This is a genomic window from Streptantibioticus parmotrematis, from assembly GCF_019890615.1.
GTDB lineage: Bacteria > Actinomycetota > Actinomycetes > Streptomycetales > Streptomycetaceae > Streptantibioticus_D > Streptantibioticus_D parmotrematis.
This window is the reverse complement of the sequence record NZ_JAINVZ010000001.1, coordinates 188681-203177: the sequence shown is the minus strand read 5'-3', so window position 1 is coordinate 203177 and position 14497 is coordinate 188681. Positions and strand designations below refer to the sequence as shown.

Annotated in this window: 10 protein-coding genes; 2 read left to right on the top strand and 8 right to left on the bottom strand. The window is 72.8% G+C overall.

The annotated features are described in order from the left end of the window. Nucleotides 1-5: 5 nt before the first annotated feature. Complete coding sequence (locus tag K7472_RS00870) at nucleotides 6-1082, bottom strand: hypothetical protein (protein WP_308013740.1); 1077 nt, start codon at nucleotides 1080-1082, stop codon at nucleotides 6-8. Nucleotides 1083-1502: 420 nt separating this feature from the next. Between K7472_RS00870 and K7472_RS00865 the strand changes: the two genes are divergently transcribed. Both K7472_RS00865 and K7472_RS00860 read left to right on the top strand, forming a co-directional pair. Then, a complete protein-coding gene (locus K7472_RS00865) occupies nucleotides 1503-3551 on the top strand; it encodes a phosphocholine-specific phospholipase C (protein ID WP_222972983.1) in 2049 nt (682 codons plus the stop codon). A gap of 230 nt (nucleotides 3552-3781) precedes the next feature. After that, on the top strand, nucleotides 3782-5215 hold the full coding sequence (locus K7472_RS00860; RefSeq protein WP_222972982.1) for a glycoside hydrolase family 16 protein: 1434 nt from the start codon (nucleotides 3782-3784) through the stop codon (nucleotides 5213-5215). 103 nt (nucleotides 5216-5318) lie between these two features. Here K7472_RS00860 and K7472_RS00855 read toward each other — a convergent pair whose 3' ends face one another. From K7472_RS00855 to K7472_RS00825, 7 genes are all read right to left on the bottom strand, one after another. Continuing rightward, nucleotides 5319-6002 carry a spherulation-specific family 4 protein gene (locus tag K7472_RS00855; RefSeq protein WP_222972981.1) on the bottom strand — a complete coding sequence of 228 codons (684 nt, stop codon included), beginning with the start codon at nucleotides 6000-6002 and terminating at the stop codon, nucleotides 5319-5321. A 6-nt stretch (nucleotides 6003-6008) separates the two neighbouring features. Continuing rightward, on the bottom strand, nucleotides 6009-6968 hold the full coding sequence (locus K7472_RS00850; RefSeq protein ID WP_222972980.1) for an NAD-dependent epimerase/dehydratase family protein: 960 nt from the start codon (nucleotides 6966-6968) through the stop codon (nucleotides 6009-6011). 9 nt (nucleotides 6969-6977) lie between these two features. Then, nucleotides 6978-7691: a nucleotidyltransferase family protein gene (locus tag K7472_RS00845; protein WP_222972979.1), complete on the bottom strand. Its 714-nt coding sequence runs from the start codon at nucleotides 7689-7691 to the stop codon at nucleotides 6978-6980. Between the two features lie 13 nt (nucleotides 7692-7704). Next, nucleotides 7705-8706, bottom strand: a complete 1002-nt coding sequence (locus K7472_RS00840) for an SDR family NAD(P)-dependent oxidoreductase (RefSeq protein ID WP_222972978.1) — start codon at nucleotides 8704-8706, stop codon at nucleotides 7705-7707. A 124-nt stretch (nucleotides 8707-8830) separates the two neighbouring features. Continuing rightward, on the bottom strand, nucleotides 8831-10300 hold the full coding sequence (locus K7472_RS00835; protein WP_222972977.1) for a hypothetical protein: 1470 nt from the start codon (nucleotides 10298-10300) through the stop codon (nucleotides 8831-8833). Then, complete coding sequence (pelF, locus tag K7472_RS00830; RefSeq protein WP_222972975.1) at nucleotides 10297-11841, bottom strand: GT4 family glycosyltransferase PelF; 1545 nt, start codon at nucleotides 11839-11841, stop codon at nucleotides 10297-10299. The genes K7472_RS00835 and pelF overlap by 4 nt, the downstream gene beginning before the upstream one ends. 124 nt (nucleotides 11842-11965) lie before the next feature. Continuing rightward, complete coding sequence (locus tag K7472_RS00825; protein WP_222972973.1) at nucleotides 11966-14149, bottom strand: hypothetical protein; 2184 nt, start codon at nucleotides 14147-14149, stop codon at nucleotides 11966-11968. Nucleotides 14150-14497: the final 348 nt, after the last annotated feature.

The window sequence follows — 14497 nt, the reverse complement described above, 5'->3', positions numbered from 1 at the left end:
CGGCGTCAGCCCACCGGCCGCCGGTCCACCGGAGTGACCGGCGCCATGATGGCGGAGGTGGTCCGGCGCGGTCCCGACCAGGGTGCGGGCACCGCGTCGATGTCGTGGGCGAGCCGGTAGGCCAGCGCCTCGTAGTTGACCCGCCAGCCCTTGAAGTGCGGCCAGGCCCGCTCGGGCGTGCGTTCCATCGGGAAGCCCTGCTCCCGCATCCGCTCGACGCCCTGCAGGAAGGTGGCCTCGTCCAGTTCGATGGCGTCGCCCGGTGACGGGTCGGCGTCGTAGGCGATGCCGCGTACGTCCGCGAGGTCGCGCAGGCAGACGAAGCCCGCGCGCAGTGCCAGCCGCACCTGGGTCTGCGGCAGGGTCGGGTTGAAGGCGAGGTGGAGTGCGGCGGCGTCCATCACGGCCAGCAGGGAGACGAGCCAGTTGCGGGTGTCGCGGGCCGAGCGGAAGTGGATGAGCACCGGGTAGGTGGTGTGGCTCTCGGCCACCTCGGCGCTCCAGCGCTCCCAGTCGCCGAAGAGTTCCTGGAGCGAGTCGAGCAGGTCGGCCTGGGCGTGCCGGGCGAGGATCTCCGGACCCCAGGGCGGGCTGCCGGCCCGTGACTGGAGCAGGGTGACCGCGGTCTCGCGGCGCGCGTAGGCGCCGTAGAGCGCGGGCAGGTAGCCGATCTGGAGGGCGATCACGATCGGTCCGGTGGCGGCCGCGCAGAAGTCGACCGCGGTCAGCGCGCTGCGACTGCTGCTGGCGAAGCCGAGGGTGAACAGCGAGGAGCCCGCCTCCATCAGCGCGGCCTTGGGGCCCAGGTCGCTGACGGCCGCCTCCAGCAGCGCGTAGCCGACCATGAAGCTGGCCAGCCACAGCACAAGGGTGACCAGCAGCGACATCGGCGCGACGGGGGCCAGCACGCGGTCCTTGGCGGCGGCGGTGCGGCAGCGGTCGGCGACCGCCTGGAACGGCAGGTAGAGGGTGGCGCGCACCGCGCGGGTGAAGCCGGACCTGGCCGGGCGCGGCAGCACGAGGGTGCGCACCACGGAGGAGAAGACGCCGAGCACCACCACGGCTCCCAGCAGGCCGAGCACGGCACGCAATCGAACGCTCCCTTCCCGCACGGTCACCGCCCGGTGCGGGCGGCCCGGGCCCCGCGTCCGGCGGGCCCGCTCGCGTCGATCATCCCGCACTCGGCGCGCCCCCGCGTGCGCGGACGGCCGGATGTCGTCGTTCGCGACCCCGGAAGTGGATCAGGTACCGGCACACCCGTCCCCGGCGCGGGGCAACCGTCGTACGATCTGCCCACCCCGAGCCCGGGACCCGGCCCGTCGACGGTCGTCGTCCCGGGTCCAACCGGCCTGCGCGAGGGGCGATTTCAGGCCGATTCGGGTCAGTGGGCAAGGAGGTTAACCGAGGCTTCCCGGCGTATTCATCCACCCAGCACGGGGCGTATCCCCTGGTCCGAAGAGACTCCCGGGACGCCCCCGGACCAGCCAGGAGACATGTCGTTCATGACCGCCATCAACCGCCGCCGTTTCATGCAGCTGACCGGAGGCACCGTGGCCGCCTCCGCCCTGTCCACCAGCATCGCCCGGGCGGCCGAGATCCCGGCGAACCGCCGGACCGGTTCCCTCAAGGACGTCGAGCACATCGTCGTCCTGATGCAGGAGAACCGTTCCTTCGACCACTACTTCGGCACGCTGCGCGGGGTGCGCGGCTTCGGTGACCCGCGCCCGGTGACGCAGCCGAACGGCAAACCGGTGTGGTACCAGTCGGACGGCACCAAGGACGTGCTGCCCTTCCACCCGGACGCGAAGGACCTGGGCCTGCAGTTCCTCCAGGACCTCGACCACGACTGGAACAGCGGGCACGCCGCGTTCGACCAGGGCAAGTACGACAGCTGGGTTCCGGCCAAGACGGCGACGACGATGGCCCACCTGACCCGCGACGACATCCCGTTCCACTACGCGCTGGCCGACGCCTTCACCGTCTGCGACTCCTACCACTGCTCGCTGCTCGGCCCGACCGACCCCAACCGCTACTACCTGTGGACGGGTTACGTCGGCAACGACGGCAAGGGCGGCGGCCCGGTCATCGACAACGCCGAGGCGGGCTACTCCTGGACCACCTACCCGGAACGGCTGGAGCAGGCCGGGGTGTCCTGGAAGATCTACCAGGACGTCGGCGACGGCCTCGACGCGGCCGGCGGCTGGGGCTGGATCAACGACGCGTACCGGGGCAACTACGGCGACAACTCGCTGCTCTACTTCGACCAGTACCGCAACGCCTCCCCCGGCGACCCGCTCTACGACAAGGCGCGCACCGGCACCAACGCCAAGGCGGGTGACGGGTTCTTCGACCAGCTCAAGGCGGACGTGCAGGGCGGGAAGCTGCCGCAGGTCTCCTGGGTGGTGGCGCCCGAGGCGTTCACCGAGCACCCCAACTGGCCCGCGAACTACGGCGCCTGGTACGTCTCGCAGGTGCTGGACGCGCTCACGGCCGACCCCGAGGTGTGGAGCAGGACCGCGCTGCTGATCACCTACGACGAGAACGACGGCTTCTTCGACCACGTGGTGCCGCCGTTCCCGCCCTCCTCCGCCGCGCAGGGCGCCTCGACGGCGGACGTGAGCGCGGACCTGTACACGGCGAACGGCAACGGGTACGTCTCCGGCCCCTACGGGCTCGGCCAGCGCGTGCCGATGCTGGTGGTCTCGCCGTGGAGCAAGGGCGGCTGGGTCTGCTCCGAGGTCTTCGACCACACCTCGGTCATCCGGTTCATCGAGCGCAGGTTCGGCGTGCGCGAGCCCAACATATCGCCCTGGCGCAGGGCGATATGCGGCGACCTGACCACCGCGTTCGACTTCTCCGGCAGCGACCCGAAGGTGCCCGCGCTCCCCTCGACCGCGGCCTACGTGCCGCCGGACCACAACCGCCACGGCGACTACGTCCCGACGCTTCCGGCCGACCCGGCGCTGCCGGTGCAGGAGCCGGGACTGCGGCACGCCAGGCCGCTGCCGTACGACCTGGCCGCCGACGCCTCGCTGCGCGGCGGCAAGCTGTCGGTGCGGTTCGCCAGCCATGGCAGGGTCGGCGCGCAGTTCCTGGTGACGTCGGCCGCGGTGGCGGGCGGCCCGTGGACCTACACGGTGGGCGCGGGGCGGGAGTTGACCGGCGAGTGGGACCCGACCGGCGCCTACGACCTGACGGTGCACGGGCCCAACGGCTTCCTGCGCACGTTCGCCGCGGGGTCGGCGGCGCCGGGCCCCGAGGTCGCCGCGCGGCACGAGGCGGGACCGGAGGAGGTGCGGCTCACGCTGTCCAACGGGGGCACGGAGGCGGTGCGTCTGACCGTGACCGACGCCTACGGCCACGAACACCCGGCCCACTACCACCTGCGTCCCGGTGCGCACGTCACGCACACCGCGCGCCCACGCCGCAGCAACGGGTGGTACGACCTGTCGGTGACCAGTGACCAGGACTCCGCGTTCGTACGGCGGCTTGCCGGTCACGTGGAGACCGGCCGGGCCGCCACCAGCGACCCGGCGATCCACACGTCCTGATCACTGTCTGCTGACGGCTGGTCAACACACGCCCCGGAGGCGGCGGTTCGTCCGTTGCCTCCGGGGCGCTCGCGTTCAACTCCCGCTCGCGTTCAACTCCCGAAGGAAAGAAAGAAATGGAGCGCTCTCTCGCGTAACGTCTTGACGCTGGCAGGTACATGACGGATGGTGCGAGCGGTCGATCCCCCCACCACGACTGGTCGATCCCCCACCATGACTGGAGGAACCGCATGCCTCCCTCACCCGTGGCGCCGCAGCCCGCGCCGCACTCCCCCGCGCCCGGATCCGGAATCCGGCACCGCGCCCGTACCAGACGGCCCCGCCGCGTGGCGTTCGCGGCTCTCGCCGGCGCCGCCGCGCTCGTCGGCGCCTTCATGACCGCGCCCGGCTCCGCCCAGGCGGACGTCCCCCCGCCGCCGTCGGGCTGGACACAGGTCTGGTCGGACGACTTCAACGGCGCCGCGGGCACCTCGCCGTCGTCCGGCAACTGGAAGTTCGACACCGGCCCCGGTTCGAACTTCGGGACCGGCGAGATAGAGACGATGACCAACAGCACCAGCAACGTGGCCCTCGACGGCAACGGCGACCTGAAGATCACGCCGATCCGCGACGCCAACGGCAACTGGACGTCGGGCCGCATCGAGTCGGTGCCCGACAGCTTCGAGCCCCCGGCCGGCGGCAAGCTGCGCATCGAGAGCCGCATCGAACTGCCCAGCGTGACCGGCGCCGCCGCGGCCGGGTACTGGCCCGCGTTCTGGACCCTCGGCACGCCGCTGCGCAACGGCGGTACGTGGCCCAGCGTCGGCGAGTTCGACATCCTGGAGGACGTCAACGGGCAGAACCTCGCGTACGGCACGCTGCACTGCGGTGTCGATCCCGGCGGCCCGTGCAACGAGACCAGCGGCCTCGGCGGCAAGACCGCCTGCCCCGGCAGCCCGTGCCCCGGCAACTGGCACACCTACTCCCTCGACTGGGATCGTAGTGTCAGCCCGGAGACCCTGACCTGGTCCGTGGACGGCCAGCCGTACTGGTCGGTCAACGCCAACCAGGTGGACCCGACCACCTGGGCCAACGCCACGGACCACGGCGTGTTCATCATCTACGACCTGGCGATGGGCGGCGGCTTCCCCAACGGTGTCGCGGGCACCACGACCCCCAACTCCGGTACGCAGTCCGGGTCCCCGATGCTGATCGACTACGTGTCGGTGCTCAGCAGCGGTGGCGGCGGCAGCTCACCGCCGCCGTCCGGCGGCCCGAGCGCGTACAGCACGATCCAGGCGGAGAGCTACACCTCCCAGTCCGGCACGCAGAACGAGACCTGCTCCGACTCCGGCGGCGGGCAGGACGTGGGCTGGATCGCGAACGGTGACTGGCTGGAGTACAACGGGGTCGACTTCGGTTCCGGCGACGCCACACAGTTCGACGCCAGAGTGGCGTCCGGGGCCGCGGCGGGGGTGAGCGGCCTGGTCCAGGTCAGACTGGACAGTCCCACGGCCACACCGGTCGGCAGCTTCTCGGTCGGCAGTACCGGCGGCTGGCAGAACTGGAAGACGATCCCGGCGAACATCTCCAAGGTGACCGGCACCCACAACGTCTACCTGACCTTCTCCAGCGGCCAGAGCGCCGACTTCGTGAACGTCAACTGGTTCACGTTCACTTCCTGACCCGTCGTGAAACGCCCGGTTGCCCGGCGGCGCCCGTTCGGCAGGGCGCCGCCGGGCATCCGACTCCGGTGCGGCGTGGGCCGCTCCCGTGGCGCGGCGCGCTTCACCCCTCCCCCGCCGGGTCGTCGAACAGCACCGGCAGCGAACTCCACGGATTGGCCCCGCGTCCCGGCACCGCGCAGTGCACGGCGGCGCCCCGCGCGCGGGCGATCCGTGCCGCGCTCTCGCGGGCCGCGGGTGGCACGTCGTACACCAAGTGGCAGAAGCGGTCCGGCGGATGGCGCGCGGTCCACTCCGGCACCACGGCCTCGCGGTAGGCGTCCCACCCACCCTCGAAGGTCACCAGCAGGTCGGCGAGGCGCGCGTACCCGGGGTCCGGGTGGGTGCCGTGGTTCAGCACGACGCACCGGGCGCCCAGCAGGCGGACCGCCCGCACCAGCGTGCGCAGCCTCGGCACTCCCGCGGCGTCGGCCGGGACCTGGTCGAGGAAGACGCCGTCCACCCCGTACCAGGCGCGGTGCCGCAGCACGTCGCGCAGCACCGCGCGCAGCGGCCGGCGGCCGTACCCGGTGTCCGCGTACCCCAGCAGCCGCACCCCGGCGGCCCGCAGCCCGGCCGCGGTGTCGGCGAAGACCGGGTCGGCGTGCCCGCCCGGGCCGTCGGCGACGTTGAGCACGACGGCGTGGACCAGCGCCGCGTGCCGGGTGACCGCCCGCCAGGCCCTCGGATCCGCGGCGGGGTGCACGTAGAGGGGGATCAGCAGCCGGGGGCGTGCGGTCGCCGTCATCGGGGCTCAGCCCGCGCCGGGGACCGCACGCGCGCCCGCAACGCCGTTGCCCGACCCAGCCGTTGACGTGACGTGGGCCCACATGTCGCGCAGCGAGTCGGCCAGCGCGATCCGCGGGGTCCAGCCCAGCGCGCGGCGCGCGGTCCGCACGTCGGCACACTGCCAGGGCACCGCGGCCGAACGGGCGGACCCGTGCGGTGCCGTCTCCTCGACGCCGCCGCGGAACCCGGCGGCCGCGGCCAGCCCGTGCGCGACCTCGCGCATGCGCACCGCGCGCCCGGAGCCGACGTTGACGACCCGGGGCAGTGGCCCGGGCACGGTGGCGGCGAGCGCCACGGCCCTGGCCACGTCCCGCGCGTCCACGAAGTCCCGGTACGCGGACAGGTCGCCGACCCGCACGGCAGCGGACCCCGCGGCGTCCCCGGCGTCCGCGAGGCGGCGCAGTTCACCGGCGAGACGCCCGGGCAGTCCCGAGGCGGGCGCGCCGGGGCCCAGGACGTTGAAGAGCCGCAGCACGATGGCGTCCAGCGGCGAGCCGGTCACCGCGAGGGTGCCGGCGAGCTTGGTCGCGCCGTACGGGCCGAGCGGCGCGGCGGGCGCGGTCTCGCGCACCGCCACGCCCTCCGGGCCCGTCCCGTACTCCGCCGCCGAGCCGAGGTGCACCAGGCGGGCGGTGGGCGCGGCGCGGTGCAGGGCGTCGGCCAGCACGGCGGGGCCGCGGGCGTTGGCCTCGGCGAGCGAGGCCGCGTCACCGCCCACCGCGCCGGCGCAGTTGATCACGGCGCCCACGTCCGCGTCGGCCAGCAGCCGCGTCAGGTCGTCCGGCCGCACGGTGGCGAGGTCGGCTGTCAGGTCGGCGCGGGGGCCGCGGCCGCCGCCGAGCACCCGCACCCCGGGAAGGGTGGCGAGGTACCCGGCGACGTGGCCGCCCAGGAAGCCCGAGGCGCCGAGAACGAGAATGCGCAAGGCGGGGGTTCACGCTCCCTTGAGCAGCAGTCCGCGGCGGGTGGTGAACTCCGCGTTGGCCCGGTCGTAGTCATCGGGGCGCCCGATGTCCAGCCAGTATCCGTCGAAGTCGTAGGAGACGGGCGGGGTTTCGGCCGCCAGCAGGTCGAGCACCAGGTCGTCGAAGCCCAGCGGCAGGCCGGGCGCGTAGCGGGTCAGCGCCGAGCGGGACAGCCCGTAGACGCCCATCGAGACGCGGTAGGCCATGCTGGGCTTCTCGTGGAATCCCACGACCTGGTCGCCCTCGGTGGTCAGCACACCGAAGTCGATGGAGACCTTGCGCTGGTAGGTGGCGATGGTCAGCGGCGGTCCGGTGCGGCGGTGTCGGCGCAGCACGTCGCCGTAGTCGAGGTCGGTCAGCACGTCGCCGTTCATCACCAGGAAGTGCTCGGGCAGCCGGTCCAGCATGGTCAGCAGCGGGCCCATGGTGCCCAGTGGGCTCTCCTCGGTGGTGTAGTCGACGCGCAGTCCCCACTGCGATCCGTCGCCCACGTAGGCGCGGATGATGTGGCCGAGGTGGCCGATCGCCAGGGTGCAGGAGGTGAATCCGGCGCCGGCGAGCTGGCGTAAGACGATCTCCAGGATGGGATGCTGGTCGCCGATGGGCACCAGCGGCTTGGGCAGCGCCGTGGTGTAGGGACGCAGCCGGATGCCCTTGCCTCCGGCCAGGATCACTGCGTGCATGGTCTCCCCCAGGTCAGACGTTGTAGAGGGTCGTCTTGTAGCGGGCCAGGTTGGCCGGGTCGCGGAAGAACTCCGCGGTGGCGGCGAGGCCTTCCTCCAGCGAGTGCGCGGGCGCCCAGCCGGTCGTGACGCGCAGGTGCGAGGCGTCGCAGACCAGGCGCATCACCTCGGACGCGGCGGGTCTGACCCGGTCGGGGTCCTCGCGCACCTCCACCTCGGTGTCCATCACCTTGCCGATGAGCGCGACCAGGTCGCCGACAGAGATCTCGCCGCCGGTGCCCGCGTTGAAGGTGCGCCCGGCGACGGACTCGTGCGGCGCGGTGCCCACCGCGACGAACGCGGCGGCGGTGTCGGCGACGTAGGTGAAGTCGCGGGTGGGACGCAGGTCGCCGAGGGTCACCGTGCGTTCCCCCGCGGCGAGTTGGCCGATGACGGTCGGGATGACGGCGCGCATCGACTGCCGGGGCCCGTAGGTGTTGAAGGGCCGCAGCGTCACGACGGGGGTGCCGAAGCTGGCGTGGTAGCTCTCCGCGAGCCGGTCGGCGCCCGCCTTGGACGCGGCGTACGGGGACTGCGCGTGGATGGGGTGGTCCTCGCTGATCGGCACCGTGCGCGCGGTGCCGTACGTCTCGCTGGTGGAGGTGTGCACCAGACGCGGGATCTCCCGCCTGCGGACGGCTTCGAGGACGTTGAGGGTGCCGGTGACGTTGGTCTCGACGTACGAGTGCGGTGCCCGGTAGGAGTACGGGATCGCGATCAGCGCGGCCAGGTGGTAGACGGTCTCGGCGCCCGCGACCAGGTCGTTCACGGACGCCGCGTCGCGCACGTCGCCGAGCACGACCTCCACGTGGTCCAGTACGGGTGGCGGCAGCAGCTCCAGCCAGCCGTAGGAGGAGAAGGAGTTGTACTGCACCATGGCGCGTACCCGGTGTCCCGAGGCGACCAGGGTGTGCACGAGATGCGAGCCGATGAATCCCTCTGCTCCGGTGACGGCGACGGTGGTTGGTTGTCCCACGACGGGGCCTCCTGATGGGGTGCGGGGGTGTGGACTCGTCCGTCGCGGAACGCTGGTCGCGACGGCGGGTTGCGGTGACCGCCCGCCCGCCGGTGCCGGTGAGGCGTCGCGGGCGGTACGGGGTTCAGCGGTGGGCGGTGACGCGGCCCAGGAGGGTGCGGGCGAGCAGCCCGAGCAGCGCGGCGGTACACCACCCGGTGACGGCGCGCACGGCATCGGGTGGGGCCAACCGGCTTTCCGTGAGGGCGAGTTCGGTCGCGGCGGCGAGGGCGCACAGCGCCGCGGGCCACCAGGCGACGCCGAACGCCTGGAGCAGCAGGGCCAGCCACAGCACCGCCCCGAGCGCGGGCAGCGCGACGGCCGACGCCACGTCATGTGGAGCGGCCGAGGGCCACAGCAGCGCGGCGGCGAGCAGCAGGACGGTGAGCACGGTGAGGTAGCCGCCGAGACAGCCGAGCAGGACGACGCCGGCGCGGCGCCGGAACGCGCCCGGTGTCGACGTGTGCCGCAGGGCGGCGAGGGCGCGGGAGCGGTAGCGGTACAGCGACCACTCGGCCGGTCCCATGCTGAGGGTGAGCGCGACGGCGAGCGGTCCGTGCACCGCGGCGCCGGGGGCCCGGCCGAGGACGTCGCCGAAGACGGCGAGCAGGGTGAGCGCGCCGCCCGCGAGCCCGAAGAGGCCGAACGGCACGGAACGCAGCGGTGGTCGGGGCCGCCCGCCCGGCCCGGCCGGGGTGCGGGCGGCCGTGGTCAGGCGGCGGGCCGAGGCGGCCACGGCCAGGACGAGGGAGGTCAGCAGGGCCGCGGTGCGGGCCCACTGCGGCGCGTGCGTGACGGGCAGGACGATCGCGCCCGCCACGGCCGGCGCGAGGGCGGCGAGCAGGTCGCGTTCGCTGCCCAGCACGAGCAGCGCGGTGGCCGCCGCGAGGTAGACCGCCTGTCCGGCGACGAACGCCATGGTGGCGGTGGCGCCCGGCAGCGCGAGGGCGACGCCGCAGGCCAGTGCCGTGCCCGCCGGGGCACCGGCGAGCAGGCAGCGGGCAGCGCCCCGGCGGCCCCGGGCGGCGAGCCAGAGGTAGGCGCGGTGCGCGAGCGCCTGGTTCCACGCCCATCCGGTGAGCGCCGCAGCGGCCAGCGCAGGGGTCCCGGAGGGCAGACCGTAGCCGTCCGCGGGGCCGGACAGCAGGTGCCCGGCCAGGACGTAGGCGACACCGGGCAGGGCGAAGACCAGGCCGCGCAGCAGGCACCGCACGCCGTCCGCGCGCCACGGGTCGTCCGCGAGCGGCGGCTGCGGGTAGCGGCGTGGGACGCGGGCGTACAGTTCCTCGGCGATCGCGAACAGGTCGCGGCGTCCGTAGACCCCGGTGATCTGCTCGTCGGAGATCCCGTCGGACTCCAGCACGGCGGCGATCTCGTACGGGTGGACGGCGCCCGCGCACACGTCCGCGAGGCGCTCGGCCAGTTCGTCCAGCGGGTCGGGGGCGGCCCACTTCGGTCTTCGGCGCGGTCTCGGCAGCGTCGGCAGGCTGTCCCCGGTCTCCGTCCGCGCCGAACCGTCGGCGCCGCCCGGCAGCAGCCGCAGCGGGGCGCTCATCGGGCACCCGCGGCGGCGACGGGCCTCAGGGCGGCCGGGGACGGCCCGGCCCACCCGGACAGCGGCTCGCGGCCCGCCAACCGCCCCTGCGATCCGGCGAGTTCGTGGTAGACGGAGCGGAAGGTGTCGATGGTCCGGCGCAGGGTGAAGCGCTCCACGACGCGCAGTCGCGCGCCCTCGCCCATACGCGCCCGGCGCCGCGGGTCGTTCAGCAGGTCGAGCGCGGCGCGGGCCATCTGTTCCGGCTCGCGCGGCGGGACGACGAGCCCGGTGTCGCCGACCGCCTCGCGCACGCCGCCGACGTCGGTGGAGACGGTGGCCCGGCCGCAGGACATCGCTTCGATCAGGGTGAAGGGGAAGCCTTCGCTGATGCTGGAGAGCATCACCACGTTCCCGGCGGCGTAGGCGTCGCGGATGTCGTCCACCCGGCCTTCGAAGGTGACCGACGCGGCGATGCCGAGTTCGGCGGCGAGCGCCTGGCAGCGTTCGCGGTACGCCTCGCCGCCGCGGGGTGTGCCACCGAACAACCGCAGCCTGGCGGCCGGGAGTTCGGCGTGGACCAGGGCGAAGGCGCGGATCAGCGTCTCCAGGTCCTTGATGGGATCGACCCGTCCGGCCCAGCTGAGCGTCGGGGTGTCCGGCTCGGGTCCCGCGGGTGGGAAGGCGCCCGGGTCCACTCCGTTGTAGACGGTGCGGATGCGTGCGGGGGCGGCGCCGCCGTGTTCCTCCCAGCGGCGGTTGTAGCGGTTTCCGGGGGTGACCAGCGCGGCGCGCAGATAGCTCTCCCTGGCCAGCATGCGGAAGAACCCGAGGACCAGCGCCTTCACCGGCCAGGCGTAGGGGCCCGTGCGGTAGCCGAGATAGCGCTCGCGCAGGTAGACGCCGTGTTCGGTGAGGAGGAACGGGGTGCCGTGCAGGTGTCGGGCGACCAGCCCGGGCAGTGCCGCGAGGCCGCCGCTGACGGCGTGGGTCACGCCGTCCCGGGGCGCGGGCGCGGCGAGCGGGCGCAACGCGTGCTCCAGCAGGTCGGTGGCGGTCAACGCGTCGTAGGCGGTGGGGCGGGCCGCGGCGGTCTCCCTTCCGGGGCGACGCCACACGGCGGTCAGCACGCGCACCGCGGCCTCGGAGCGCAGCGCGGCGCCGAGCGTCCCGGCCTGGGCCGCGGCGGCGAGCCCGTACAACCGCGGCCCGAACTCGGCCTCGTGGGCCGGATCGAGCAGCGCGAGCAGGAAGCGTTCGTAGCCCTCCAGGAAGGCGCGGCGGCGTCGGCCGCGGGGTGCGCGTCCGGCGGGCGGCGGGCCCCACAGCGGCATGGCGGTCACCTCGTGCACGTGGGGAGGCAGTTCCCAGGCCACCGGCTCCTGGCCGGTGCCGGTCACCGCGACGATACGGAAATCCACATCAGGCATGCCCTGCACCAGTTGGTCGCACCACACGCTGACGCCGCCGTGGCTGTGCGGATAGGTGCCCTCGGTGAGCAGGGTCACTGTGATGGCGCCCGGTTCGGCGCCGCCGGTTCGGCACATGGCGGAGTTGCGCATGGTGATTCGGTTCCCCCGATTTGCCTCGTGCGGTGCCGGGGCACCGGATCGTCTCCGGTGCCCCGGCCCGGGTCTGTCGGTCCTGACCCGTCCGTGGTGCGGTGTGACTACGCGCGGATGTCGCCTACTGGCGGATGTCGCCGGGGCCGATGGGCACGGCCTTGCGCACGCCGCCCGGCACGGCGGGCCGGACCGTGAGCGCCGGGACCCTGGCGGCGGCGGTCGTGCGGTGGTGGGCGAGGGCTGCGGGCGTGGCGCTGCCCGGCAGGTTCACCGTGACCGCGGTCTGCGCGGTGGCCGGGGACGCCCAGCCGGTGAGCGTGCCGGCGTAGGCGCCGCCGAAGGCGGTGGTGGTGCCGTCGCCCTGGACCTGCCGGCTGCCGGTCGGCACGGTCAGCGGGACCTGCACGCCGCTGGGCGCGTCGACGGTGGCGGTGTCACCGACCCGGTAGGCGGTCACCGAACCGTTGCTGACGGCGGTGTTCCAGTCGGCCTGCTGCTTCAGCTCGGTGCCGATGTCCGCCATCCGCTGGTTGACGAACGGGGTGTTGTCGGCGAAGAGCGAATGGTACGCGCTGAGGATGGCGTCCAGCGCCGGGTAGGCGATGCGGTCCTCGGACAGGTTCGACTGGTGGATGAAGAACGGGTCGGGGTCGTTGTTCAGGATGTGGCCGAGGTCGATCTTGGCCTCGGTCGGCACGATGTAGGACGTGTAGCCGGTGGTGTCGTCCAGCGGCGCGGACAGGCAGGTGGAGTTGCCCGCGCTGTCGCACAGGCCGCTGCCGCCCTGGGCCTTGCTGGTGTAGATCCAGTTGTACTCGTCGGTCTCCTCGTTGGCGTGACCGGCGTTGTAGTAGACGTTCATCGGCGTGCGCGGCACGGTGAGCGCCGATCCCACGGATCGCTGCGCCGGTTCGCGGGAGGAGTCGCTCGCGACCCACTGGATGCCGGTCCGGGCGAGCGCGGGGGCCAGGTTGGGGTTGTCCTGCGGCTGCTGCGGCTGGATCTCCAGGCCGGAGTGCTCACCGGTGACCAGTTCCGCGGGGTTGAGGGGAAGTCCGTTCGCGGCGGCCCAGGCCTCGTTCTGGGTGATCTCCGACTCGATGGTGGACTGCGGGGTCCACTCGGTGGTGCCGGAGGCGTCGGTGGTGCAGGTCCAGGGCACCACGGTCACGTTCTGCACGCAGCCGAGGAACTCGTGGTCGTAGGTGTGGTTGACCCAGCGGAAGGAGTCCTTCTCGGAGATCAGTTGCTGCGCCATCGGGTCGGTGCCGCCGTTGTCCGACTTGTAGTCGTCGCTGCCGCCGCCGTTGAAGACCAGGTCGAAGGTGAGGCCGTTGCTCTGTTCCCACTGCTGGGCGTACTGCGCGTCGGCGACGCTCATCCGGATCGGGTCCGGGTCGTTGCCGTCCGTGCCGACCGGGCAGTCGACGTCACCGGGTGTGCACTTGAGGGTGGTGTTCCACCGGTCGTCGGCGAGGAAGACGTCGTCGACGTTGACGGAGAAGTAGTTGCGGTCGGTCCCCAGGTGCACGCCCTGCGTCATCCACTCGACCATGCCGCGGGCGAGCAGCCGGTACTGCTCCTGGTACTGGTTGTACGCGAAGGTGACGACGAGTTCGCTGCGGCCGTCGTGGTCGTACTCCCCGACCAGCGAGCCGCGCGCGTCGGCGCCGGGGATCGCCATGTCGACCAGCGGCGTGAAGCTGTCGCCGGCCGCCATCGCGGTCAGCGGCGTCGACAGGTACCCGTAACTCTCGGTCACCGTCGGCGAGTTGTCCTCGAACGGCACACTGCCCTTGAGGTAGCCGAACGGCCCGGCCTCCCCCTCGGTGGTGACCTGTCCGGTGTCCCCGTCGAGGGAGCCGATGTAGCCGCCGCTCTGCGGGTAGTTGAGCCCGACGTCCGGGTCCGCGTAGTTGTACGCGTCGACCTGGCGGATGCCGAAGTCCTTCTCGTACGAGGCGATGGCGTCCATCTCGGCCGGGTCGGCGCCGAACGGGTTGTCGTCCGGCAGCACGACCGCCTGGAACTTCGCACGCGGGACGCCGTCCACGGTGTCGCTGAGGAAGGCGGCGTCGATGGTGGGTCTGGTGCTGCTGGTCAGATCGACCTTGGTGTACGGGGTTCCCTCACTGGCGAGTTCGGAGGTGATGGCCGCGACGGCCGGTCCTCCGTCGTCCACCACGAGGACGTTCAGATCGACTCTCGGTGCCGGCGAGTCGGCGCTCGCCCCCGCGACCGGTCCGCCGAGCGTGAGTAACGCCGCGGCGGCGGACAATGCGGTGGCACGCGTTATCCAGCCCATGGGTGTCCCCCCTGGAACGGTATTTCCCCTACCGCTCCGGTCGGTTATGCGGGCGGACACACTCCAGTGGTATGCGCCGCCCGTGGATGGTGTTGCCGTGTGGTGTTCGCGGACTTCGTGTCCGGTACTCCCGTCCCGCCGGATAGCGCGATATTCGACGTCGGCGTGAGCGGCACGAACGGGGTCGACCCCCCGCTCGCAGGTCACATTCTGGGGGCAGCGGCACGTTTTACGGCGACGAATCATGGATCTGGCGCGAACTCTCCGTCACTTGCCGTTCGGAAACCAGTGGTCAGGGCGGGGGGCGGGAAGGGCCTCGGGCCATGACGTGGGCGGATCGCGGGCCGC